Origin of the sequence: Allostigmatella hybrida, assembly GCF_020103775.1 — a bacterium.
In the GTDB taxonomy this organism is placed as follows: Bacteria; Myxococcota; Myxococcia; order Myxococcales; family Myxococcaceae; genus Hyalangium; species Hyalangium aurantiaca.
Window position 1 is genome coordinate 408,984 of sequence record NZ_JAHXBH010000002.1, and the last position, 22,539, is coordinate 431,522.

Consider the following 22,539-nt stretch of genomic DNA (forward strand, 5'->3'; position numbering starts at 1 on the left):
GCCCTTTCCTCGCTGTTACCTGCGCTTATGGCCCCCGCCGCCGAACAGCACCAGCAGAATTCCACCGGCCAGCGCCGCGCCCCCACCGGCCAGGTACAGCGTGGTCCGCTCGGTGTAACCGCCGGTGAGCAGTTCGCTGGCGCGCTCGGTGAGCGAGTCCTTCGCCTTCAATCCCATCCACAGCACCACTGCCCCCGCGACGGCGAGCATCACTCCCACGAGCCGGGCCACAGCCCCTCCTTCTCCGAGTTGGTGCCGCAAACTACCCCATCCCGGCGGATCCGGTATGCAGCGCGCCATGCCCTACACCCCCATCATCGGCACGCTCGGCTATGTCCTGTCCCCCGACGGGAGCCGGGTGTTGCTCATCCACCGCAATGCCCGCCCCCAGGATGCGCACCTCGGCAAGTACAACGGCCTGGGCGGGAAAATGCAGCCGGACGAGGATGTGGTGTCCTGCATGCGCCGGGAGATCCGCGAGGAGGCCGCCCTCGAGTGTGTGGATCTGCGGCTGCGGGGGACGATCAGCTGGCCCGGGTTCGGCCCCAAGGGCGAGGATTGGCTGGGGTTTGTCTTCCTGATCGACCGGTTCACCGGCACCCCGCTGGAGCGCAACCCGGAGGGGGAGCTGTCCTGGGTGCCTGTTCAGGACATCCTGAAACTGCCCCTGTGGGATGGGGACCGGCACTTTCTTCCCCTGGTTTTCGATAGTGATCCACGGGCTTTCCATGGGGTCATGCCCTACGCCCAGGGCCGCGCGGTGAGCTGGTCCTATGCCCGAATTTGAGAAGTGAACCAGAGATCACCTACTCTGAGTGGAAGCACTGCCGTGAGACACTGCCCTTAACTGCCATCGAGCCCTCAATGCCCAAGAAGCCCGAAGCCAAGATCCAAAAGACCTCCTCCGCCCGCCCGGTGAAGCGCACGCCGGCCCGTACCGCGAAGGCCGCCAAGTCCGCCGCCCCGAAGGCCGCCGCCAAGAGCAGCCCCAAGGCGAGCCCGGCACGTGCTGGCACCAAGGCTCCGCGGGCTCAGTCCTCCCAGGCCGTGACGCAGCTGGTCGACGCGCTCAAGGGCCACCCCCAGCAGAAGGATCTCGTCACCGCCGGGCAGCAGCAGAAGGATCAGCTCCTGCGCTCGCTCATCCCGCTCTACCTGGCGCGCGCCATCAACCTGGAGGTGACGTCCGGCACCACCTCGCGCTTCTGGGGCACCTTCGGCGTCAGCTACGCCGCCCCCAACGCCGCCAAGGCGCTGCGCATGAACACCGGCTATGCCCAGGAGACGCGCAAGGGCAAGGCCATCACCGCCAAGGGCGTGCGCTACGTCGAGCAGGCCCTCAAGCAGATCCGGCCGAACTGAAGTCCGCCTCCCGGGTGGGCCGCCTCCCGTCCTCCGGGGCGGCTTGCCAGGAACGCGTCAGGCCAGTGAGACGCGCCGGCCCTCGCTGGCGCTGCGCTGGGCCGCTTCGATGACGCGGATCACCTCCGCGGCGCTCTCCGCCGTCACAGGCACGGGCCCCTGGCCCGCGATGGCGGCGGCCAGCTGGCCATAGAACCGTCCGTAGCTTCCCGGCGCCGTGGGCACGCTTCCGCCCTGGCTCAAGCGGCCATGCCGCTCCGGGGGCTCCGCGCCCCAGCCCGGGGCGCCCGGCAGCAGGCCCGCCTTGAGCTGCTCCTCCTGGGGATCCAGCCCATATTTGACGAAGGCATCCGCCTCGCCGTGCAGCACGAAGCGCGGCCAGGGCTCGTGCACCACCGAGCCCGAGCGCAGGATGACCCGCAGCTCGCCGTAGCGCAGCAGCAGGTGGAACCAGTCCACGGCCTGGGCGCCAGGGCGCTGCAGGCCCAGGTCCGCCATCACCGACTCGGGCAGGCCGAACAGTTGCAGGGCTTGATCAATCAGGTGGGCGCCGAGATCCCACAGCAGCCCCCCTCCCGGCACCGCGTCCTCCTTCCAGCGCTTCTTCACCTGGGGGCGCAGGCGGTCGAAGTGGCTCTCGAAGCTGTACAACGTGCCGAGCCGCCCCTGCGCCAGGAGCTGGCTCACGGTGAGGAAGTCCCCGTCCCAGCGCCGGTTGTGGAAGACGGCCAGGCACAGGCCGCGCTCCCGGGCCAGGGCGCCCAGCTGGAGCGCCTCGCCCGAGTCCAGGGTGAAGGGCTTCTCCACCACCACGTGCTTGCCGGCCTGGAGCGCCCGCCGCGCCAGCTCCGCGTGGCTGTCATTGGGCGAGGTGACGATGGCGACCTCCAGGGTGGGGTCCGCCAGCAGCGCGTCCACGGACAGCACCCGGGCCGAGGGCCAGTCCCGGGCCACCGCTTCGGCGTTCCGGGTGGAGACCGCATCCAGGACGAAGGCGGGCTCGGCCGCGAGCAGCCGGGCGTGGAACGTGGCACCGGACAGGCCGTAGCCGATCAGGCCCACGCGCAGGGGTTTTCGAGGGGAAGGAAGGTCCGCCATGGGCCCGACCGTAGCGTGGGGCGGGCGCCATCCCAAGCCCTCGCTTGCCTGTCTCCAGGGGGATCAGACACTCATTTCATCAAGGAAGTCGGGAACTTGAGGGGTTGGCTGGCTGCATGTTACGACCCCCAGGCCGGGGGCCCCCGAGGCCCCGCATTCTTCACCGCCGGAGCCTGCTTCCCGATGAGCGAGCCGACTGATCTCACGAAGACCTCGTCCTTCGTCTCTCCCCCCGTGCCGCCCGCGAAGCCCGCGACCGAGGTGCTCGCCCAGAACCTGGGAACCTTGCCTCCTGTGACGGCCGAGGAGGAGGCCCGGGAGCGCGTCGCCGCGCTGGACCGGGAGGCCCGCGCCCTGAGCGTCTCGGAGCCGCAGCAGGCGGCCCTGCTCTTCCATGAGCTGGGTCTCATCTGGGAGGAGACGCTCAAGAACCCGCGCAACGCCGCCGTCGCCTTCCAGGCCGCCTACAAGCTGGCGCCGAAGTTCCTGGTGAACATCCGCGCCGCGCGCCGCCTCTTCGCCGATGTGGGCAACTGGCAGATGGTGCTCCAGCTGCTGGACGCGGAGCTCAACGGCACGGACGAGCCCCGCCAGAAGGCCGCGCTGCTCTTCGAGAAGGCCACCATCCTGGAAGAGCGCCTGTCCCGCGAGGCCGATGCCAAGGCCACCTGGCAGCAGTGCCTGGAGCTGAAGCCCACGGAGGTGGCGCTGCTCACCCAGCTCGAGGCGCACTACGCGGCCCGCAACGACTCCGAGGCCCTCGTGGAGGTGTACCGGCTGCTCTCCGCCGCCCTGGAGACGCCCGCGCTGCGCGCCCACTACCTCACCTCCGCCGGCCTGGTGCTGGAGGAGCGCCTCAAGCAGCCCGAGGCCGCCGCGGCCTGCTTCCGCGAGGCCTTCACCCTGGACCGCTCGGACCTGCTGCTGCTCGCCTCGCTCAAGCGCGTGGCCGAGCGCGAGGGCCGCACCGACGAGATGCTGGCCGCCCTGGCCTCCGAGGCCCACCTGCTGGGCACCCAGGCCACCCCCGCGTACCTCCAGATCGCGAAAATCTACGAGCGCCTGGGCCGCAAGGACGACGCCCTCGCCGCGCTGCTGGCCGCCCGCCGCGTGACGCCCCAGGAGCCGCTCGTCCTGTCGGAGCTGGCCGGCATCTACGAGACCCAGGGCCGCTACGAGGAGCTGGCCGACGTGCTGCTCTCGTGGGTGGGCTCCATCAACGACGAGAGCGAGCTGGTGGCCATCAACCTGCGCCTGGCGGCCCTCTACGAGGAGGACCTCAAGCGGGAGCTGGACGCCATCGCCCGCTACCAGGCCATCCTCGCGCGCATCCCCGGCCACGCCTCGGCGCTCGCGGGCATGGGCAAGCTCTACCACCGGCTCCAGAACTGGGAGGGGCTCGTCTCCGTGTTCGACGCGGAGATCGCCGCCGGCGATGAGCCCAAGCAGAAGGCCGCCCGCATGTACAAGGCGGCCGAAGTGCTGGAGGAGCGGCTGGGCCGCCAGGAAGACGCCATCACCCGCTACAACGCCTGCCTCCAGCTCCAGCCGGGCTACCTGCCCGCGCAGAAGGCGCTGGCCCGCCTCTACGAGCGCCAGGGCCGCTTCGCCGAGCTGGTGGCCATGTACGAGCAGGATCTGCTCCAGACGGCTGACCGCGATCAGCTCATCACCACCCTCAACAAGATGGCGGGCATCTACGAGGACCGCCTGAGCGATCTGGTCCACGCCATCGATTGCATGAAGCGCATCCTGGATCTCGCCTCGGATCACCTGCCCACCCTCCGCAACCTGTCGCGCCTCTACGAGCGCGCCGGGCAGTACCGCGAGCTCATCGAGACCCAGGAACTCGAGGCCTCGTTCGCGGGCGACACCAAGCAGGTGCTCTCGCTCTACCACCGCAACGCCGAGATTCTCGACGAGCACCTGAAGGACCGCCCCGGCGCCATCACCGTCTACGAGCGCGTGCTCGCGCTGTCCCCCTCGTACCTGCCCGCGCTCAAGGCGCTGGGGCGGCTGTACGCGCAGGAGGGCCGCTGGAACGAGCTCATCAAGATGTACCGGGCCGAGGCGGAGATCGCCTCCTCCACCGAGCAGGCCTCCACGCTCATCTACAAGATTGGCGAGCTGTACGAGCACCGGCTCAAGAGCGAGAACGAGGCCATCGCCTCGTACCAGGAGGCGCTGACGCTGGCGCCCAGCTACTTCCCCGCCCTGCGCGCCCTGGCCCGCATCTACCGGACCCAGAACGCCTGGGAGAGCCTCATCGAGGTGCTGCGCTCTGAGGCCGCCAACCGCATCGACCCCACCGAGCGCGCCAACGCCCTGTTCCAGGCCGCCGCCATCTGGGAGGACCAGCTCCAGCGGCCGGGGCTCGCCATCGAGGGCTACCAGGAGGTGCTGCGCGTGGCCCCCAGCCACGCCGCCTCCCTGCGCGCCCTGGAGCGCCTGTACGTCACCCAGGACAACACCAAGGAGCTGGTGGCCATCCTCGACCGGGAGACCCAGGTGGGCCACTCGCCCGGGGCCAAGGTCGCCGCCTACCTCAAGCTGGCGCGCCTCTACATGGACCGCTTCCAGGAGCCCACCCGCGCCGCCCAGTGCTGCGAGGCCGTGCTCCAGCTCGAGCCGGGCCAGCTCTCCGCCCTGAAGATGCTGGAGCGCATCCGCTCCGGCGACCGCGCCCGCCGCGCCGAGCTGCGCGCCCGCCTCGCCGAGCGCGTCACCGACACGCGCCTGCGCACCGCGCTGCGCCTGTCGGCCGCCGTGGACCAGGACCAGACGCTCTCCGAGAGCACCCTGGACGAGTACAAGCTGGCCTTCCAGGAGGACCCCGCCGACGTGCGCGTGAGCTTCGCCCTGGAGCGCGCCATGCGCCAGGCCGGGGACGCCGCGGGCCTGGCGTGGCTGTACGCCCGCCGCCTGGAGGCGGTAACGGACCCCTACGAGCGCGTGGAGCTCCTCCTGCGCGCCGCCGACGTGGCCGAGACCAAGCTGGGGGACCTGGAGCGCGCCGCCCAGCTCTACCAGTCCATCCTGGACGGCCAGCCCACGTGCCTGCCCGCCCTCATGGGCGCGCGCCGCGTGCAGCTCAAGCAGGGCAACCCCGCCGCCGCCCGCGCCAGCCTGGAGGCCGAGGCCCGCGCCAGCAAGGACTCGCGCAGCGCGGTGGAGGCGTTCATCGCCGCCGCGAAGCTCTCCTCCTCCAAGCTGAATGATCTCGACGGGGCCGCCCTGCTCTACCGGCAGGCCCTGGAGAAGGATCCGTTCAACGCCGCGGCCACCACCGGCCTGGAGGACCTGCTCGCCCAGCGCGGCGGCACCGCGGACCTCGCCGCCCTGCACGAGCGCCGCGGCGAGGCCCGGCTCGTCAAGCGCGATGCCGCCGGGGCCGCCTCCGCGTTCGTCAGCGGGGCGAAGCTCTTCCTCACCGCGCTGGATGACCGCGCCAAGGCCCTGGCCCTGGTGGAGCGCGCCCTCCAGGCGCACCCGAGCTTCCCGGATGCCCTGGAGCTGAAGGGCCGGCTCCTGCTGGATTCCCAGAACTACGCCGAGGCCGCCGCCGCGCTCGCCCAGCGCGTGCAGCAGGGCGGAGACCCGCGCCTGCTGGCCCAGCACCACCTCACCCTGGGCGGGCTCTACCAGACGCACCTCAACGAGCCGGGCCGGGCCGCCGCGCACCTGCAGACGGCGCTCGCCACGCTGCCCAAGAACACCGAGGCCCTGGACCGGCTGGCCACCCTGCACCTGCAGGGCCGCAACTGGACGGGCGCCGTGGACTGCCTCAAGCGCCTGCTGGAGCAGGACCTGCCCAACGAGGACCGCGCCCGCCACACCGTGGAGCTGGCGCGCGTGCACGACGAGGGCCTGAACGACATGGCGAGCGCCTCGCTGCTGTACCGCAAGGCCCTGGAGCTGGTGCCGGGCGACACGGCGCTGGTGGACCGGCTCGTCATCCTCTACGAGCGCTCGGCCAGCCTGCCCGAGCTGGCGCAGATGCTGGAGGCCCAGGTGGGGGCGCTCGCCTCGGAGCCCCAGCGCGCCCAGGCCGTGCGGATGCGCCTGGCGGAGCTGTATGCCCGCTCGCTGGAGCAGCCTGCCCGCGCCATCGCCGTCTACCGCCAGGTGCTGGAGCAGGAGTCCTCGCACCTGGCCGCGCGCGCGGCCCTCGCCGACCTCTACACGCGCGACAGCAGCACCACGCCCATGGCCATCGAGGAGCACCGGCAGCTGCTCAAGCTGGACCCCTCGCGCGTGGAGAGCCTGCACGCCCTCTTCAAGCTGTGGGAAGGCCTCAAGCAGTACGACAAGGCCTTCTGCGCCGCCGCCGTGCTGCAGTTCCTCCGCTCGGCCAACGAGGCCGAGAGCGTCTTCTACAGCGAGGCGAAGAACCGCCTGCCCCACGAGGCCCAGGAGCGCCTGGCGCTGGCGGACCTGGACAACGCCCTGCTGCCGCCCTCCGCCCGGGGCCCCCTGTTGGAGGTGCTGCGCGCCGTGGGTGACCAGGTGGGCAAGCTCTACCCGCCCCAGTTCGAGATGCTGGGCGTGGACCGCAAGGTGGACCGCCTCAAGCCGGACTCGGCCGTGTTCAAGGCCATCCTCTCGGTGGCCAAGGTCTTCGGCGTGGAGGAGTTCGAAGTCTACCAGGCCCGCCGCGGGCTGATGACGCTGGAGACCACCGAGCCCCTGTGCGTGTGCGTGGGCCAGGACGTGGTGCGCAAGTTCAACGCCCGCGAGCAGAAGTTCCTCATCGGCCGCGCGGTGCTGGGCCTGCTCAACCGGACGGCCATGCTCTCGAAGCTCTCCCAGGGCGAGACGGCGGACCTGCTGGGCAACTCCATCCGCATCTTCGCCCCCCAGTTCTCCGCGCTCGGCCGCAAGAACGACGAGATGGTGAAGCAGCTGCGCAAGGCCTACACGCGCAAGGCCCTCAAGTCCCTGGAGATGCCCGCCATGGCCCTGGGCGATGCCACCCGGGTGGATGCCAAGGCCATGGCCGAGGCCCTCTCGCTCTCCGCGGACCGCGCCGGCATGCTCATGTGCGGCGATGTCTCGGTGGGCCTCGGGGTGGTGCTGCGCGAGGATCCGGCCATGTCCAACTCGAAGATCGACTCCATGGATCCAGTGTTCGCGGCGCTCAAGCACCGCGAGGACCTGCGCGAGATGCTGAACTTCTCGCTCTCGGACGACTTCTTCCGGATGCGGCAGCGGCTGGGGATGTCGCTGTAGCCGCTACTCCTGGCGGACGATGGCATCCGCGGGCAGGCCGCCGCGGATGCGCGCCACGGCCTGCTCCACGGGCGCCGCCTCGGCGGCCTCCACCGTCACCTTCACCCGGTAGTCCAGCGTGGCGTCGAACACCGGGTAGGAGCCGATGGCCACGTGGGGCATGTCGAGCGCCACCCGGTCCAGCACCGCGGCGATGGCGCTCTCGCCCAGCCGCAGGTACAGGTTGCACAGGTGCACCGGCGTGCCGCGCAGCCGCGCCAGCACCGTCTCCAGCTGCAGCTTGAAGAGCTGCGGCACCCCGGGCAGCAGGAAGATGTTGTCCACCGTCAGCACCGGGAACCAGGTGCCCTCCTGGGGCAGCAGCACCGCCCCCTCGGGCGCGTCCGCCAGCCGCAGGGCCTCGGCGGTGAGGTTCTCCGAGCGCTTGCGCACCAGCTCCACCATCTCCGGCAGCCGCACCACCTGCCGCCCCAGCGCCAGCGCCACCGCGCGCACGGTGACATCGTCGTGCGTGGGGCCGATGCCCCCGCTGGTGAAGACGTAGGGGGCGCGCGCGCGGGCCCGGGCCACCGCCTCCACGATGATGTCCACGTCATCGGGGATGATCTCCACCGAGCGCAGGGGGATGCCCACCTCCCTCAGCCGCCGGATGAGCAGCGGACCGTTGGCATCCACCACCTTCGCGGTGAGCACTTCGTTGCCGATGATGACCGCCGCTGCGCCGGTACGCTCCATGGGAGCGCCGAGTCTAGCGCACGCGCTTGCGCCCGAGCACGGAGTGAATCTCCGCCAGCGCCGCCTCCGTCACGGCTTCCACGGAGGCCTCCCCGTCGATGCGGACGATGGGCTCCTGGGACTCGCGCCGCCGGATGGCCTCCTCGTACTGCCGGGCGATGCGCCGCTGGAGCGTGTCCTCCTCGAACAGCTCCTTGGCCCCGCCCCGCGCCGCGCGCCTGCGCGCCGCCACCGCCGGGGACACGTGGACGAACAGCGTCAGGTCCGGGGACACCGCGTGGCCGTTCACCGCCTCCACCCACGCCATGGCCAGCGCCGCGCCCTGGTAGGCCAGCGAGGACAGCACGTACCGGTCGCTCAGGACGATGTGCCCCGCCTCCAGCGCGGGGAGCACCTTGGCCTTCAGGTGGTCCGTGCGGTCGGCCGCGTACAGCAGCGCCAGCGTCTCCGGCGCCAGCGGCCCACCCCCCTGGGGCAGGACGAGCCGGCCCGTGAGGGCCTGGCGAATCATCGTCCCGATGGGCCCATCCGAGGGCTCCCGGGTGGTGAGCACGGTGTGGCCCTCGGCGCGCAGGGCGGCGGCGAGGCGCTCGGCCTGCGTGGTGGTGCCCGCCCCATCCAGCCCCTCCAGAACGAAGAAGCGCCCCTTGCCCGGCTTGCGGCGCACGGTGCTCACCGGGGCAGCAACAGGGAAGGATTGTCCAGGCGCAGCCGGCGCCGCAGCTCCAGCAGGTCGCCGTAGCGCTTCAGCTCGCCGGCGAGCTCCCGGCGCCCCTTGAGGTAGTGCGAGAGCCCATAGACGACGAGCCCCAGGGCCACCGCGGCGGCCACGAAGCCCAGCACCGGCGTCCGGAGGGAGTCCCAGAAGAGCTTGGCGGCCGCTCCCCCCAGGATGAAGGCCACGAGGGTGGCCACGCCCGCGTGGGCGAAGTGGAGGATGCTCTGCCGGGCGGCCAGGCTTCCCTGGAGCTGCTCGAGCTGAGACCGCAATTCATCGGGGTTGTCGGCGTTCACGGGCGGGGCATAGCGCAGCCCCTGCCCGCCGTCGAGCCGGCAGCCCTGCTTTCCGGGCCGCCCTAACCCAGGGATTCCAGGGCCTCGCGCACCGCGCCCAGCTCCGCGGGCAGCTCCAGGGGCGGGTTGGCCCGCAGGCTCTCCACGTCCGCCAGGGTGCCCCGGTGGTAGCCCACCTTGAAGTCCGCGAACTTGAGCCCGTGCGCCGTGGCCACCACCGCCACGCTCGCCCCCGGGGCGATGACCTTTTGAGCCACCAGCTTCTCCACCGCCGCCAGGGCCACGCCCGTGTGGGGACAGGTGAAGGTGCCCTCCCGGTCCGCCCGCGCCGCGGCGTTGGCCAGCTCGGACTCGCTGGCATCCTCCACCACGCCGTCGAACGCCCGGAGCATCCGCACCGCGCGCTTGAAGGACACCGGGTTGCCGATCTGGATGGCCGAGGCCAGGGTGCGCTCGGCCTTCATGGGCTCCAGCTCACTGAAGCCGCCCCGGAAGGAGCGCACCAGGGGGTTGGCCCGCTGGGCCTGCGCCACCGCCAGCCGCGGCAGCCGGGAGATGAGCCCCATCGCGTGCAGCATCTGGAAGCCCTTGCCCAGGGCGCTCGCGTTGCCCAGGTTGCCGCCGGGGATGACGACCCAGTCGGGCACCTCCCAGCCCAAGTCCTGGGCCAGCTCGAAGGCCACCACCTTCTGCCCCTCGATACGCAGCGAGTTCATCGAGTTGGCCAGGTACAGCCCCCGGTCCTCCGTCACCTGCTGCACCAGCTTCATGCAGCCGTCGAAGTCCGTGTCCAGCGACAGCACGCGCGCCCCGTTGGCGATGGGCTGGACGAGCTGCGCCAGCGACACCTTGTCCTTGGGCAGGAACACCACGGAGGGGATGCCCGCCGCGGCGCAGTAGGCCGCGAGCGCCGCGGAGGTGTCCCCCGTGGAGGCGCACGCCACCGCCCGCAGGGGCACGCCGCGCGTCCGCAGGTGCTTCACGGCGGAGACGAGCACCGTCATCCCCCAGTCCTTGAAGCTCCCCGTCGGGGACACGCCGCACTCCTTCAAGTCGAGGCTGCCCAGCCCCAGCGCCTTCGCCATGCGCGGCAGGGGCTTGAGCGGCACGCGCCCCTCGCCCAGGGAGACGATGTCTTCGGCCGGCAGCTCCGGGCACACCCACTCGTGCTTGCCCCAGACACCCGAGGCGTGCGGCAGGCGCGCCTGGCCGAAGCGGGACTCGAAGCGGCGCTTCCACTCGGCGGCGGGCACCGCGCGCAGCGCCTCCAGGTCATGGGAGACTTCCAGCAGGGAGCCGCAGCGAGGGCAGCGGTAGATGACCTCCCAGAGCGAGGTGCGGAAGCCACAGGCCTCGCTGCAGGCGTACTCCGCGCGGAAGGCCGGGCCCGAAGCGCTCATGGCTCGGCCGCCACGCGCGTGCCACACACCGAGCAGAGCTTCCCGGGCCGGGTGGGCGTGCGGCACTTCTGGCAGGGCTTCCACGCGTCCTCCTCCGAGCCCGCCTTCTGGGCCTCGGCCGCCGGGGCCAGGCGCGCCCGGGGCAGCCGCATGCCGCAGCGGTCACACACCAGACCCTCCGCCTGGACGTTGCGGCAGTACCGGCAGACGACGGCCCCCGTGGGCGCCGCCGTGCGCACGCCATCCGCGGCGGCCCGGCCCGTGTCCAGATCCTGCACGGGCTGAAGGGGGACGTGGGCCACCGGGGCCGACCGCGTCGTCTCCATCTCCGGGAGCACCTGGGCGGGAAGATCCGGCCCTGCCTTCTGGCGCGTGAAGTCCAGCTCGGGAATCAGCTCGCTGGGCACCGCGACCCGGCCACCCGCGTGGTGCGTCTGCTCCAGCTCCGGCAGCGGTGCCACCACCACGGGGGCCGCTTGCATAGGCTGCTGGAGCTTCTTGCCACAGTTCTCGCACTCGCTCCCCTGCGCCTGGGAGTGCTCGCACATCGGGCAGATGATCATGCCGTGAAGGTTAACGGGCCACATGCCCCGGGAGCAACGCTGCGCCGTGCGCTAGCCCAGGGATTGGACTTCGCCCGTCATCGGCACGAAGCGCACGGGCAACAGGTGCTCGACCCGGGGCAACAGGCCTTCCGGGGATCGGGTGATCCGCAGCAGCTCCTGCGCCCCCCCTTGAGGCCCCACGGGGATGACCATGACACCACCCGGTTGAAGCTGGGCCAGAAGCCGGGGCGGCACGGCTTCCGGGGCCGCCGTGGCGATGATGACGTCGAACGGCGCCGTTTCGGGCCACCCCTGGCCCCCGTCCCCCTCGCGCAGGAAGACGTTCGAGAAGCCCAGGTCCTTCAGCAGGAGGCTCGCGGAGCGGGCAAGCGCGGGGACGATCTCCACCGAGTAGACCTCCTTGCACAGCTGCGCGAGGACGGCCGTCTGGTAGCCCGAGCCCGTGCCGATCTCCAGCACCCGCTCGCTTCCCCGCAGGCTGAGCGCCTGGGACATCAGCGCCACGACGTACGGCTGGCTGATGGTCTGCCCATGGCCAATGGCCAGGGGAGAATCCTCCGTGGCCGCATGGCGCAGGGCCTCGGGGATGAAGGCGGCGCGGTCCAGCCGCGCGATGGCCTCCAGCACGCGGGAATCCTGAATGCCCTTCTTGGCCAGCGCCTCCGCCAGGATGCGGTCTCCCATGGGTGCCTCCTCCTTCCCTATATAAGGATACGCATGCCCCCGGGATGGACAGGTAGGATGCGCGCCTCCCCTATCCTACCCGGGCCAGCGCCAGACGGCCTTCCCAGCGTTCCTCCAGGGCCTTCACGAGCCCCAGGTGCTCGGGCGCCTGGAGGTGGGCATCGCGTTCGAGAATCTTCCGCGCCTCGATCTGGGCCAGGGAAAGCAGGTCCCCGTCCCGGACGAGGTTGGCCACGGCCAGCTCCGGCAGGCCGCTCTGGCGCGTGCCGAGAAACTCCCCGGGGCCGCGAATCTCCAGGTCCTTCTCGGCGATGACGAAGCCGTCGCTGCTGTGCTCCATCACGGACAGGCGCTCGGTGGACTCCCAGGAGCGCGCGAGGCTGGCGATCAGGAAGCAGAAGCTGATGGCGGCGCCGCGCCCCACCCGGCCCCGGAGCTGGTGAAGCTGCGAGAGCCCGAAGCGCTCGGCGGCCTCGATGACCATGACGGAGGCATTGGGCACGTCCACGCCCACCTCCACCACGGTGGTGCACACGAGGATGTGAATCTGCCGCTCGCGGAACGCCTCCATCACCGCGTCCTTCTCCTCGGGCTTCATCCGCCCGTGGAGCAGCCCCACGCGGGCATGCGGAAACACCTGCTGGAGCTTCTCCGCGCCCTGCGTGGCGTCCTCCAGGTCCAGCTTCTCGGACTCCTCCACCAGCGGATAGACGATGTACGCCTGGTGCCCCTTGGCGATCTCCGCGCCGACGGCCTCGTACACGCGGGCGCGCTGCTGGGCGTTGAAGACGCGGGTGGACACGGGGGTACGCCCCGGGGGCAGCTCGTCGATGATGGAGACATCCAGGTCCCCGTAGAGCGTCATCGCCAGGGTGCGGGGAATGGGCGTGGCGGTCATCACCAGCACGTCCGGCGTGGGGCCCTTGCTCATCAGCGTGTGGCGCTGGAGCACCCCGAAGCGGTGCTGCTCGTCGATGACGGCGAGCCCCAGCTTCTCGAAGGCCACCCCGCCCTGGATGAGGGCATGGGTGCCCACCGCGAGGTGAATCTCCCCCCGGGCCACGGCCTCGCGCACCTCGCGCTTGTGCTTCGCCGTCCCGGCGGCGCTGACCAGCCCCACGCGGAAGCCCAGCGGCTCCAGGAGCCGGCGGAAGCTGCGCTCGTGCTGCTCGGCGAGGATCTCCGTGGGGGCCATGACGGCCACCTGGTAGCCGTCCTGCAACGCGAGCAGCGAGGCCACCACCGCCACGGCCGTCTTGCCCGAGCCGACATCCCCCTGGACGAGCCGGTTCATGGGCTCGGCGCGGGCCATGTCCTCGGCCAGCTCGTCCACCACGCGCGACTGCGCGCCGGTGAGCTGGAAGGGCAACGCCCCCCGCGCCCGGGCCATCCGCTCCCGGGAGACATTGAAGGCGATGCCCCGCTCCGTCTTCACGTTCTGGCGCTTGAGCCCCATGCCGAGCTGCAGGAAGAACAGCTCATCGAAGGCGAGCCGCCGGTGCGCGGGGCTCTGGTGTGAATCCAGCGCCTCCAGGTCCGCGGTGTCCGGAGGAAAGTGGATGCTGCGCAGCGCCTCGGGCAGCGTCACCAACCCGAGCCGCTTACGCAGCGCCTCGGGCAGCGGCTCCTCGATCTGCTGCGCGTAGTTCTCGCTCACCCGGGCGGCCACATCGCGGAACGAGCGTTGATCCCCCCGCTCGAAGCCGGGATAGATGGGGACGATGCGGTTGAAGTGGACCGAGGAGGACTCCAGATCCTCCGCGGGCTCGATCTCCGGGTGCGCCATCTCCCGGCCGGACATGGAGGCGCGGACCTCGCCGGAGAGCACGAGCCGCTTGCCCACGGTGAAGCGGCTCTTGAGCCACGGCCCGGCGTGGAAATACGTGGCGGCGATGCTCCCTGACGGGTCGGCGACCACGGCCTTGAAGTAGCGCTTGCCGTTGCGGCCGGCCACGTAGTCCGCCGACTTCACGGTGCCCACGGTGACGCCGCGCCTGCCCGGCTCCAGCCCGGCGATGGTGTGCAGCTTGCGCCGGTCCTCGTAGCAGCGCGGCAGCAGGAAGAGGATGTCCCCCATGCGCCGCAGCCCCTTCTTGTCGAGGGCATTCAGCAAGCGCGGACCGAGCCGCTTGCCCAGCGTCTTGAGCGGCGTGGACAGCGGCCCCGAGCGCGGCGCGATGGACAGCAGCTTCGCCTCGGCGCGGGACTCCTCGGCCCCCGCCGCGCGCTTGCGCTTCTTGCCCGCGGCGGCCTTCTTCGGTGCGTCGGCCTTTGGCTCCGGCGCCTTCTGCGCGGCCGTGGCCGGAGGCTTCACGGCGGGGGGCTTCGCGGCGGCGGGCTTCGGTGCGGCCGGAAAGGCCAGCCGCCCGGAGGCAGGGCCCCCGGGAAGCGGCTCCGCGGCCTTCCACGGGGGAACGCCCTCGCGCACGGGCTCGACCCGCGCGGCGGGAGCGCCTTCCGGGACTGGAGCCTCCTGCGCGGCCACGCAGGCCAGCTCGGGGGGAAGCTCCAGGCCACTGAGCTGGAGCGCGGACACGATGCGCCGCAGCGCGGCCTTGCGGTGCTCCACCCGCGGCGCATCCACGTGGGGCAGCGCGGCGCGAAGCACCGTCAGCGCCTGGGAATCCACCCCCGAGGCGCCCGCCAGGGCCCGCTCCAGCAGGCCGCGCAAATCCCTCACCGTGGACAGCTGGGCGAAGTCCCGCTGACAGGCGTACCGCAGAGGCCCTACGAGGCTGACAAGTGGATGGCTCACGTGCGAATCCGAGCGCCCATCGTAAAGAGCGGGGATGACGTTCCGCACGGAATGGAACGGGGGGAGCGGGCACGGGCCCCCTCCCCCGGTCGCTGCTCCGGCGGCGGTGCGTCAGGGGGCCGGGGCGGACTCGTCGTCCTGCGGATCCTCGAAGCGGATGTCCTGGATCTCGAACTCGCGCTCGCCCCCGGGGCTGCGCACCAGGGCCACATCCCCCACCCGCTTGCCAATCAGCGCCCGGGCCACCGGCGAGGTGACCGCCAGCCAGCGCTTCTTGATGTCGGCCTCCAGCTCGCCCACGATGCGGTAGGTCACCGTCTTGTCGGTGTCCGGATCCAGCAGCACCACGGTGGCGCCGAAGACGACCACGTCGCCCTTGAGCTTGCTGGTGTCGATGACCTCGGCCCGGGCAATCCAGTCATTGAGGTCCAGGATGCGGCCCTCGATGTGGCCCTGCTTCTCCTTGGCGGCGTGGTACTCCGCGTTCTCGCGCAAGTCTCCATGGGCCCGGGCGACCTCGATCTCCCGAGAAATCTTCCCGCGCTCGACGGTCTGGAGCTGCTTGAGCTCCTCCTTGAGCTTCCGGAGACCGGAGGGGGTCATCGGGATGTTACCGCTCATCGAACCAGCTCCTTCCAGGGCAAAAAATAAAAAGGGCCGCCTTCCGGCACGCCCTTTCCAGGGGCGGCCGGAGAGCGGCTACCGCAAAGCTGCCCCAAATGTAGGAGAGCTTTGACTATCGAGCAAACGAAAGCAGCCGGCACGGCCCGATAAGCGTCTGGGTGTTCGGCGGACAACCAACCCACTAGGCTGGGCGCATGCTGTTGGTTCGCGAGGTCCGGGCCCTGGCGGGCAATCTCCAGAAAGAGGACTTCCTGCGGCAGGTGGGGCCCTTCGTCCTCGTGCGGCAGCCGCCGGATCCGGTGATGGAGCGGCTGGCGTTGCGGCTCGGGGCGCACCGCACCCGGGTGGCGCGCGCACAGGCCTCCGCCAAGATGCTCATGGCGGAGCTGCTCCAGCACCTGGATGACCTGAGCGTGGCCACGCTGCCGCCCATCCGGGGCAGCGAGGAGCTGCAGATTGGCCGCTTGCCCGACAATGATCTCGTCGTGGACGACCCGTCCGTCTCCAAGCGCCACGCGGTGCTGCGCTGGGACGCGCTGGCGCGCCGGTGCATGCTGACGGACCTGGGCTCCCGCAACGGCACGTTGATCAACGCCGAGTACATCCGCGACGCCAATGCCCTCGTGAGCGACGGGGACATGCTGAGCTTCGGGGATACGGAATTCTGTTTCCTGGAGACGCTCAGTCTCCTGTCGATGTTGCACACCGCGCACTACGCTTGAGGCACACCCGTCATGATCTCCGTCAAGGAATTGCGAGCACTCGGCACGTCCCTCCCGCTGGACGCCTTCCGCCGCCAGCTGGGCCCCTTCGCGCTCATCCAGCGCCCGCCCACCGAGGACCCCACAGCGGGGGCGAACACCACCCGGGTGGCGGACCCCAAGGTGATTGAACAGGGCATCGTCTCGCTGCTGTTCGAGTTCGACGAGCTCATCGTCGCGCTGCTGCCCCCGCTGGAGGCGACCGACGCGCTGTCCATTGGCCGCATCACCGGCAACGAGCTGGTGGTGGAGGATGGCTCGGTGTCCAAGCAGCACGCGCGGCTGCAGTGGAACCAGGCCGAGCGCCGGTGCACGGTGAAGGACCAGGGCTCGCGCAACGGCACCTTCCTCAACGGCACGCTCATCATGGACCGGGAGGTGACACTGCGCGATGGCGACATCCTGAGCTTCGGGCACGTGCAGTTCTGGTTCCTGCTCACCGAGACCCTGCACGCGCGGCTGCGCGGGGAGCTGGCCGGCGGGCGCCACAAGTAGCGGGGCGCCCGCGCACGGCTCAGGGGGCGGAGAACTCGAGCCTGCGGCGCATGTCCGGGGTCACGCGATTGCTGGACATCGCCTTCAGCAGCTTCGCCCGCACCCAGCATGCGGCGGAGTTCTCCCACTGGCCAATCTGGCCAATCCGGTAGGACCGGGTGACGAAGTCATTGGCCCGCTTCACGCGCAGGGATTGGTAGCGGGCGAGCGCCGCGGGCAGCTCCGCCTCGACGGCCAGGCACCGCGCGAGCACCACGGCATCCTCCACGGCCTGGCAGCCGCCCTGGCCCATGTTGGGCGTCATCGGGTGCGCCGCATCCCCCAGGAGCACCACGCGCCCCTGCGCCCACTGCTGGATGGGGGGCCGGTCGTGGATGTCCGTGCGCATGATGGCCGAGTTCGGCGTGTTCTGGATGAGCTGCGGAATCGGGGCATGCCAGCCGGAGAAGCGCTTGAGCAGCTCCGTCCGCGCATCCGGCTGGTCCACGCCGTGCTCCGGGGCATTCGCCGTGGCGAACCAGTAGGTCTGCCCGTTGCCGATGGGAACGACGCCGAAGCGGCCCCCCTGCCCCCAGCTCTCGGAGGTGAAGTCCGGCTGCACCCCATCGGACACCTCGCACACCCCGCGCCAGCTCGTGTAGCCCGAGTAGCGCGGCGCGGGCTCGTGGAGCATCTGCGCCCGGACCGCGGAGCGCAGGCCATCGGCGGCCACGAGCAGATCGCCCCGGACCTCCGTGCCATCCGCGAGCTTGACGAAGACCCCCTCGGGCCCATCCCGGTAGCCCTCCACCTTGGCGCCGAGCGTCAGGCAGTCGTCTCCCACCTCGTGGTGGAGCACGTCCTGGAGCAGCCCGCGGTGGAGGGTGATCATCGGCGCGCCCGCTGCCTCGGCCGCCTCCTTCACCAGCATGGAGTTAATCTCTTCGTTCTGGGGCGAGAGGATGGCGCCCCGGTTGATCTGCTGGCCGGCCGCGGCCACCCGGGTGTCGATGCCCAGGGTCCGGAAGGCCAGCATCGCATTGCTCTGCATCGAGATGCCCGCGCCTACCTTCAGCATGGCGGGAGCACGCTCGAAGATCCTGAAAGCGATTCCCGCCCGGCGCAGGGCCACCCCGAGCGTGAGTCCACCAATACCACCGCCCGCGATGAGCACCGTGAATCCAGTCTTCATGCGGGCCGACTTAGCACCCGCCCGCGGGCGCGTCCTGATTCTTTCCCAGCCCTCCGTCCGGCATTGTCGGCGGCGCCGCATTGGGCTTTCCTGGAGCGCACATGCGCTCATCGAACCGTGCCGCCCGGGCCCTGGCTGGGATGCTGCTGGTGCTGCTGGCCACCGCCTGTGGCGAGCCTCAGGAGATGGCCGTCGTCCACGAGGCGCTGGGGCTCCGGGAGGAGCCGCACCCCGAGGCCCCCGTCGTGGAGAAGCTCCCCCGGGGCACCCGGCTGAAGGTGCAGCCCGCCCGCCCCTGGGAGACCGAGGGGTGGCGCCGGGTGATGACCCCCTCCGGCCTGCGCTGGACGACGCTGGAGGGGCTGGCCCCCTTCCCGCTCCAGGGCGAGGCCCGCTTCGTCTGGCAGGAGGAGCTGTCCGTCCACTCCAACCCGGACCCCGCCTCGAAGACCGTCGAGACGCTGAAGCTGGGGGACGCGGTTCACCTGCTGGCCGCCCAGGTGCCTGGCGTGGCCGGGTACACCGGGGTGGTGCGCCAGGGCACGCTCCTGGGCTTCGCGGACGCCTCCGCGCTCCACGAGAAGAAGCCCACGGGGGAGCTCCTCCTGGACGAGACCCGCGCGATGCTCAAGCAGGGCCACTTCCCACAGGCGATGCGCTGGGCCCGGTCCGCCCGGGTGCTGGCCGAGGGCACCGGGCGCAGCGGGGCGCTCGTCGATGCGCTGGAGCGCGCCGGCACGGAGCCCGCCTCCCTTCAGCTGGAGCTCGACTTCAACGAGAAGGCCCGCGGCGCCGAGCCCCCCCGCCCGGGGGCCAAGGGCTGGGTCATTCCCTCCCGGGTCCACCTCCGGGAGGGCGCGGACCTCCGGGACTCCATCCTCACCGTGCTGTCGGCGGACGCGGCGGTGCAGGTGCTGGACGTCCAGCCGCCCTGGGCGCACGTGGAGCTCCTCACGCCGCAGACGCCCTGGATGGCGGTGGACCTGGGGGACTTCGCCGAGGTGCGCAGCGGCAAGGTCCAGCGCGCCTCCTTCTTCACCCGCCAGCGCGGCCAGGGCCGGGGCTACCTGCCCATCGCCTCGCTCCAGGCCCAGCGCCTGAGCGCCGCCGGGCAACAGGCCAAGGCCCTGGCGCTGGAGCCCGGCGACGCCCGGCTCGAGTTGCTCAAGCGCGCCGTGGCGCTCGCGGGGCCAGAGGAGCGCGTCCAGGTGGCGCCGGCGCTCATCGACGCGGCCTTCCAGGAGGAGCGGTACCGGCTGGCGGTGGCCGCCGCCCTGCGGATGAAGGACCCGGGCGCCAAGGCCCCCCCGGCCCGCCAGGAGCCGAAGATCGACGGCGTCACCAGCCTCTATGGCTGCACGGGCCATCCCCTGGAGGCGCGCGTGGAGCCGGTGGAGTTCGCGCTGGGGGCGGACTTCCCCAAGCCCCAGGGGGCCGTGTGCGCTCAGGTCTCCGGCCTGGAGTCCCCGTGCGATGTGTGCCTGTCGGACCTCTCCGAATACGATGCCGAGGCGCGTCAACACGTCCTGCGCGACAAGGCGGGCGTCGACAGCATGCTCGGCGAGCACGAGGAGATCATCACCCAACACTTGAAGGACTCGGCGCGGCTGGAGAACCTCTACGCCAAGCCCTCGCGGATGCGGGTCAGCGTGAGGCCAAGCTCGCAGCCCGGCGCCATGCTCTACCTGTTCGAGCTGCCGCTGGAGGTGAACCGCTACCAGGACAAGCCCATGCTCACCCCGGCCTTCCGGGAGGCGCGCATGACGGAGGTCCTCGTGGCCCTCGGCCCGGCGGAGGGCCGCTGGGAGTACTGGATGAGCACCCTCCAGTGGGAGGACTCGGCCCATGGCGCGCTCTTCGCGATGGACGCCACGGCCGCCTGGAAGCGCATGCAGGACTTCGCCCAGGCCCTGAAGAAGTCACCGGAGGCCTTCCTCGAACGCAATGACTTCGAGGGCGTGGTGTACGCGTTGCACCTCTCCCGGCACTGCGGAAAGTGCCCCACCCGTCAGAAGGTCCGCCCCGGTCGGTGAGCCCCCTTTAGGCATCCCTGAAGTACAGGTTTTCTTCGCTTCCGGCCGGCCTCACGTTGCGGCCATGAACACCAGCGCCGACCCGTCCCGGTACCCCAAGGACACCCGGGCGCGCGCCCACAGCATCACCTACGCCATCCGGAAGGAAGAGCACCGCCTCCGGATGCGGCACGCCTGGCTCCAGTACCAGAGCCAGGCGGGCCTGGTCTTCCTGCTGGCCAGTCTGGCGGCCCTGGCGCTCATCGCCTCGCTCTATGCGCGCGGGCACCTCGCCGGGTGGTTGGCCCTGCCGCTGATGGCGCTGCCGCTCTCCGTCATTCACGAGCTCGAGCACGATCTCATCCACCACCTCTACTTCCGCCACCAGCCCTGGCTGCAGAACCTCCTGCTGGGGGTGACGTGGGTGTGCAAGCTGGGCATGAACCCGTGGACCCAGCGCGAGCTGCACCTGCACCACCACAAGGTGAGCGGCCAGCGCGAGGACGTCGAGGAGCGGATGTTGGGGCTGGGCACCCGGAGCCTGTTCCTGCGGCTGGTGCTCGCCACCTCCCCGCTGGGCAGCACGCTGCTGCTGCTGGGCATCCGCAAGGACGCGCCGGGCTTCCCGCCCAAGCAGATCCTCGCGGGGCTCCTGCCCACGCGGCTGTTCGCCTGCCTGCTGCTGCTCTTGGCCCTGGCCTACGGGCTGACGGGCAGCATGGGAGGCCCCCTGCCCGCCTGGGGCTGGCCGTGGGTGAGCGGCGCCGTGGTGCTCTGGGTGCTGCCCAACCTGCTGCGCCAGGCCTGCCTGACGCTCATCTCCTCCTACAGCCACTATTACGAGGACATCCCCCAGGGAGATGTCTTCTTCCAGAACCAGATCCTCCACCACCCGCTGGTGTGGCCGCTCAACCTCTTCACCTTCAACTTCGGCAAGACGCACATCATCCACCACTTCGTGGCCAACCAGCCGTTCTACCTGCGGCAGATGGTCGCGTCCGTGGCGTTCGAGGAGCTGAAGAAGCAGGGCGCGCGCATCAATGACTTCAGCGTCATCTCGCGCGCCAACCGCTGGGGCAACCCGCGCTACTCGATCTTGAATTCCTGACCGAACGGCCAGAGGAAGCCCGGCGTCCGGACCACCTCGGGGGCGCCGCGCCCCTTCCAGCGCATCGCCTCGCCGGGCCGCAGCAGCAAGGCCCGGGGCCCCTGGGCCCCGCGCACCTGCGCCAGCCGCTCCGGGTACGGGTCCGCGTCCGGGTTCTCGTCCAGGGTGCTGGCCCCCGTGACGGGCTCGCCGGGATAGCCCGGGTAGCGCGGCCCCATGCCCTCGCGCCAGTACCAGGGCGCCCCGCCGTCCGCGCACGGCACGACGTAGCGGGCGCCGAGCAGCGCGCCGAACGCCAGCGCCTCCTCGGGCCCGGCCATGAGCTGCTGGGGCTCGGTGAGGTGCTCCAGGGGCACATCCACCAGGAAGGCATCCAGCGTGGAGAAGCCGAAGAAGAGCGGCTTGAGCCGGAAGCCGCGCACGCCGCAGAACAGCACGTCCACGGGCCCCTCCTCGCGCACGCGCCGGCACACCTCGCGCATGTCGCCGCGCACATCGTGCCCCGCGTCCGCGAAGAAGGCCGCCGAGAAGCCCGGGGCCCGCACGAGCCAGGTGTTCCCCTCGTTGAAGAGCTCCCCGTAGAGCCCCTTCTGGTCCGTGGGCTGCTCGCCATGGAACGGCAGGGCCCGGACGGTAAGGTCTCCCACCTGCCGCTCCTCTCCCCAGCGCAGGGGCTCCACGCGCGTGAAGCCGAGCTGCTCCAGCCGCAGCACGCAGTCCGTGGAGAAGAGGCTCTCGCGCGCCACCGCCGGGACGAAGATGCGCGTGTCCCTGGGCAGCCGCAGCAGCGAGCCCAGGTGGAAGTGGTCCCCGTGCGAGTGGGTGATGAGCACCGCGTCCACGGGCCCCAGGTCCCCCGGCTGCATCGGCTGGTACTCCGGCCCATCCACCCCGCTCGAGGGCCGGAAGTACGGGTCCACGAGGACGCGCCCCTGGCGCCCCGCCACGAGCACGGTGTTGTGGCCCACGAAGAGCGCCCCGGGCGTGGGCACCGTCACGGGGCCCGGGTGGCGGACGAGCCAGCCTGCCCCCGACATGTCCGCGAGCAGCGCGCCCACCGCGGGCGCCGCCGAGAGCGCGCGAAGCTCCGCCCGGCTCGCCCCGCGCGACAGGCAGGCGAACAGCTCCGAGAGCACCGGCCACTCGGCCTGGGACACGGGAACATCGAGCCCGAGCTGCTCCTGGCGCAGGTGCAGCACCCGGGGACGGTGACGGCGGGCGTCCGGGAAGAGCACCTCGTGCCGGAGGACCCGGCGGCCCCGCCGCCGCTTCCCGTCCTCACAGAGCGCGGCGTAGCGCGGGGTGTCCTCCAGCCACCGCACCAGGGCCCGGGCCTCCTGCAGCGCCCGGGCGGGGCCCAGCACCGCGAGCTGCCGCTTCAGCGCGGCGTGGGCCCGGCGCACGGGCCGCGAGGTGGGGCCCTGGATGCTGCACCCCAGGTCTTCATGGTGCTCGGCCTCGGTCCGGGCCGAGGCGAGCACCGCCAGGCTGACGCCCCGGTGAAGGGTGAGCTTCATCGGCGAAC

General features: G+C 71.2%; 19 protein-coding genes. 7 read left to right on the forward strand and 12 right to left on the reverse strand.

The window, feature by feature from the left end; translation table 11 throughout:
* Nucleotides 1-15: 15 nt before the first annotated feature.
* Nucleotides 16-231 (reverse strand): DUF3185 family protein, encoded by a 216-nt coding sequence (locus KY661_RS06840; RefSeq protein WP_075008503.1) that lies wholly within the window; start codon nt 229-231, stop codon nt 16-18.
* 67 nt (nt 232-298) lie between these two features.
* On the opposite strand from KY661_RS06840, the gene KY661_RS06845 reads away from it, so the two are divergent.
* Nucleotides 299-787, forward strand: a complete 489-nt coding sequence (locus tag KY661_RS06845; protein ID WP_317987227.1) for an NUDIX hydrolase — start codon at nt 299-301, stop codon at nt 785-787.
* Nucleotides 788-864: 77 nt separating this feature from the next.
* Nucleotides 865-1,362: a hypothetical protein gene (locus KY661_RS06850; RefSeq protein WP_225409431.1), complete on the forward strand. Its 498-nt coding sequence runs from the start codon at nt 865-867 to the stop codon at nt 1,360-1,362.
* Between the two features lie 57 nt (nt 1,363-1,419).
* Here KY661_RS06850 and KY661_RS06855 read toward each other — a convergent pair whose 3' ends face one another.
* Nucleotides 1,420-2,460 (reverse strand): oxidoreductase, encoded by a 1,041-nt coding sequence (locus KY661_RS06855; RefSeq protein ID WP_225409432.1) that lies wholly within the window; start codon nt 2,458-2,460, stop codon nt 1,420-1,422.
* Nucleotides 2,461-2,643: 183 nt separating this feature from the next.
* Between KY661_RS06855 and KY661_RS06860 the strand changes: the two genes are divergently transcribed.
* Nucleotides 2,644-7,689 carry a tetratricopeptide repeat protein gene (locus KY661_RS06860; RefSeq protein WP_225409433.1) on the forward strand — a complete coding sequence of 1,682 codons (5,046 nt, stop codon included), beginning with the start codon at nt 2,644-2,646 and terminating at the stop codon, nt 7,687-7,689.
* 3 nt (nt 7,690-7,692) lie between these two features.
* Here KY661_RS06860 and KY661_RS06865 read toward each other — a convergent pair whose 3' ends face one another.
* The 8 genes from KY661_RS06865 to greA form a co-directional block, all read right to left on the reverse strand.
* Nucleotides 7,693-8,424 (reverse strand): competence/damage-inducible protein A, encoded by a 732-nt coding sequence (locus KY661_RS06865; protein WP_225409434.1) that lies wholly within the window; start codon nt 8,422-8,424, stop codon nt 7,693-7,695.
* A 13-nt stretch (nt 8,425-8,437) separates the two neighbouring features.
* A complete protein-coding gene (gene tmk, locus KY661_RS06870) occupies nt 8,438-9,100 on the reverse strand; it encodes a dTMP kinase (RefSeq protein WP_225409435.1) in 663 nt (220 codons plus the stop codon).
* The gene (locus tag KY661_RS06875; RefSeq protein ID WP_225409436.1) at nt 9,097-9,438 is read right to left on the reverse strand and encodes a hypothetical protein; all 342 of its coding nucleotides are present in this window, start codon (nt 9,436-9,438) and stop codon (nt 9,097-9,099) included. Before KY661_RS06875 ends, tmk begins: the two co-directional genes overlap by 4 nt.
* A 62-nt stretch (nt 9,439-9,500) precedes the next feature.
* Nucleotides 9,501-10,838, reverse strand: coding sequence for a threonine synthase (gene thrC / locus KY661_RS06880; protein ID WP_225409437.1), 1,338 nt, complete (start codon nt 10,836-10,838; stop codon nt 9,501-9,503).
* Nucleotides 10,835-11,386, reverse strand: a complete 552-nt coding sequence (locus KY661_RS06885; protein ID WP_225409438.1) for a hypothetical protein — start codon at nt 11,384-11,386, stop codon at nt 10,835-10,837. Before KY661_RS06885 ends, thrC begins: the two co-directional genes overlap by 4 nt.
* Before the next feature lie 66 nt (nt 11,387-11,452).
* Complete coding sequence (locus KY661_RS06890) at nt 11,453-12,088, reverse strand: protein-L-isoaspartate(D-aspartate) O-methyltransferase (protein WP_225409439.1); 636 nt, start codon at nt 12,086-12,088, stop codon at nt 11,453-11,455.
* A 70-nt stretch (nt 12,089-12,158) separates the two neighbouring features.
* Nucleotides 12,159-14,843 (reverse strand): ATP-dependent DNA helicase RecG, encoded by a 2,685-nt coding sequence (gene recG, locus KY661_RS06895; protein ID WP_225409440.1) that lies wholly within the window; start codon nt 14,841-14,843, stop codon nt 12,159-12,161.
* A gap of 111 nt (nt 14,844-14,954) precedes the next feature.
* Nucleotides 14,955-15,464, reverse strand: coding sequence for a transcription elongation factor GreA (gene greA, locus KY661_RS06900; protein ID WP_075008514.1), 510 nt, complete (start codon nt 15,462-15,464; stop codon nt 14,955-14,957).
* 197 nt (nt 15,465-15,661) lie between these two features.
* Here greA and KY661_RS06905 point away from each other — a divergent pair, with 197 nt between their 5' ends.
* The gene (locus tag KY661_RS06905) at nt 15,662-16,189 is read left to right on the forward strand and encodes an FHA domain-containing protein (RefSeq protein WP_075008515.1); all 528 of its coding nucleotides are present in this window, start codon (nt 15,662-15,664) and stop codon (nt 16,187-16,189) included.
* A gap of 12 nt (nt 16,190-16,201) precedes the next feature.
* On the forward strand, nt 16,202-16,723 hold the full coding sequence (locus KY661_RS06910; protein ID WP_225409441.1) for an FHA domain-containing protein: 522 nt from the start codon (nt 16,202-16,204) through the stop codon (nt 16,721-16,723).
* 19 nt (nt 16,724-16,742) lie between these two features.
* Here the strand turns inward: KY661_RS06910 and KY661_RS06915 are convergent, their stop codons facing one another.
* Nucleotides 16,743-17,894 carry an FAD-dependent monooxygenase gene (locus KY661_RS06915; RefSeq protein ID WP_225409442.1) on the reverse strand — a complete coding sequence of 384 codons (1,152 nt, stop codon included), beginning with the start codon at nt 17,892-17,894 and terminating at the stop codon, nt 16,743-16,745.
* A gap of 101 nt (nt 17,895-17,995) precedes the next feature.
* On the opposite strand from KY661_RS06915, the gene KY661_RS06920 reads away from it, so the two are divergent.
* Complete coding sequence (locus KY661_RS06920) at nt 17,996-19,927, forward strand: SH3 domain-containing protein (protein ID WP_225409443.1); 1,932 nt, start codon at nt 17,996-17,998, stop codon at nt 19,925-19,927.
* A 64-nt stretch (nt 19,928-19,991) separates the two neighbouring features.
* Nucleotides 19,992-21,014 carry a fatty acid desaturase gene (locus tag KY661_RS06925; RefSeq protein WP_225409444.1) on the forward strand — a complete coding sequence of 341 codons (1,023 nt, stop codon included), beginning with the start codon at nt 19,992-19,994 and terminating at the stop codon, nt 21,012-21,014.
* On the opposite strand, the gene KY661_RS06930 is transcribed toward KY661_RS06925, so the two are convergent.
* Nucleotides 20,993-22,531, reverse strand: a complete 1,539-nt coding sequence (locus KY661_RS06930; protein ID WP_225409445.1) for an MBL fold metallo-hydrolase — start codon at nt 22,529-22,531, stop codon at nt 20,993-20,995. The two genes, KY661_RS06925 and KY661_RS06930, sit on opposite strands and share 22 nt — an antisense overlap.
* Nucleotides 22,532-22,539 lie beyond the last annotated feature (8 nt).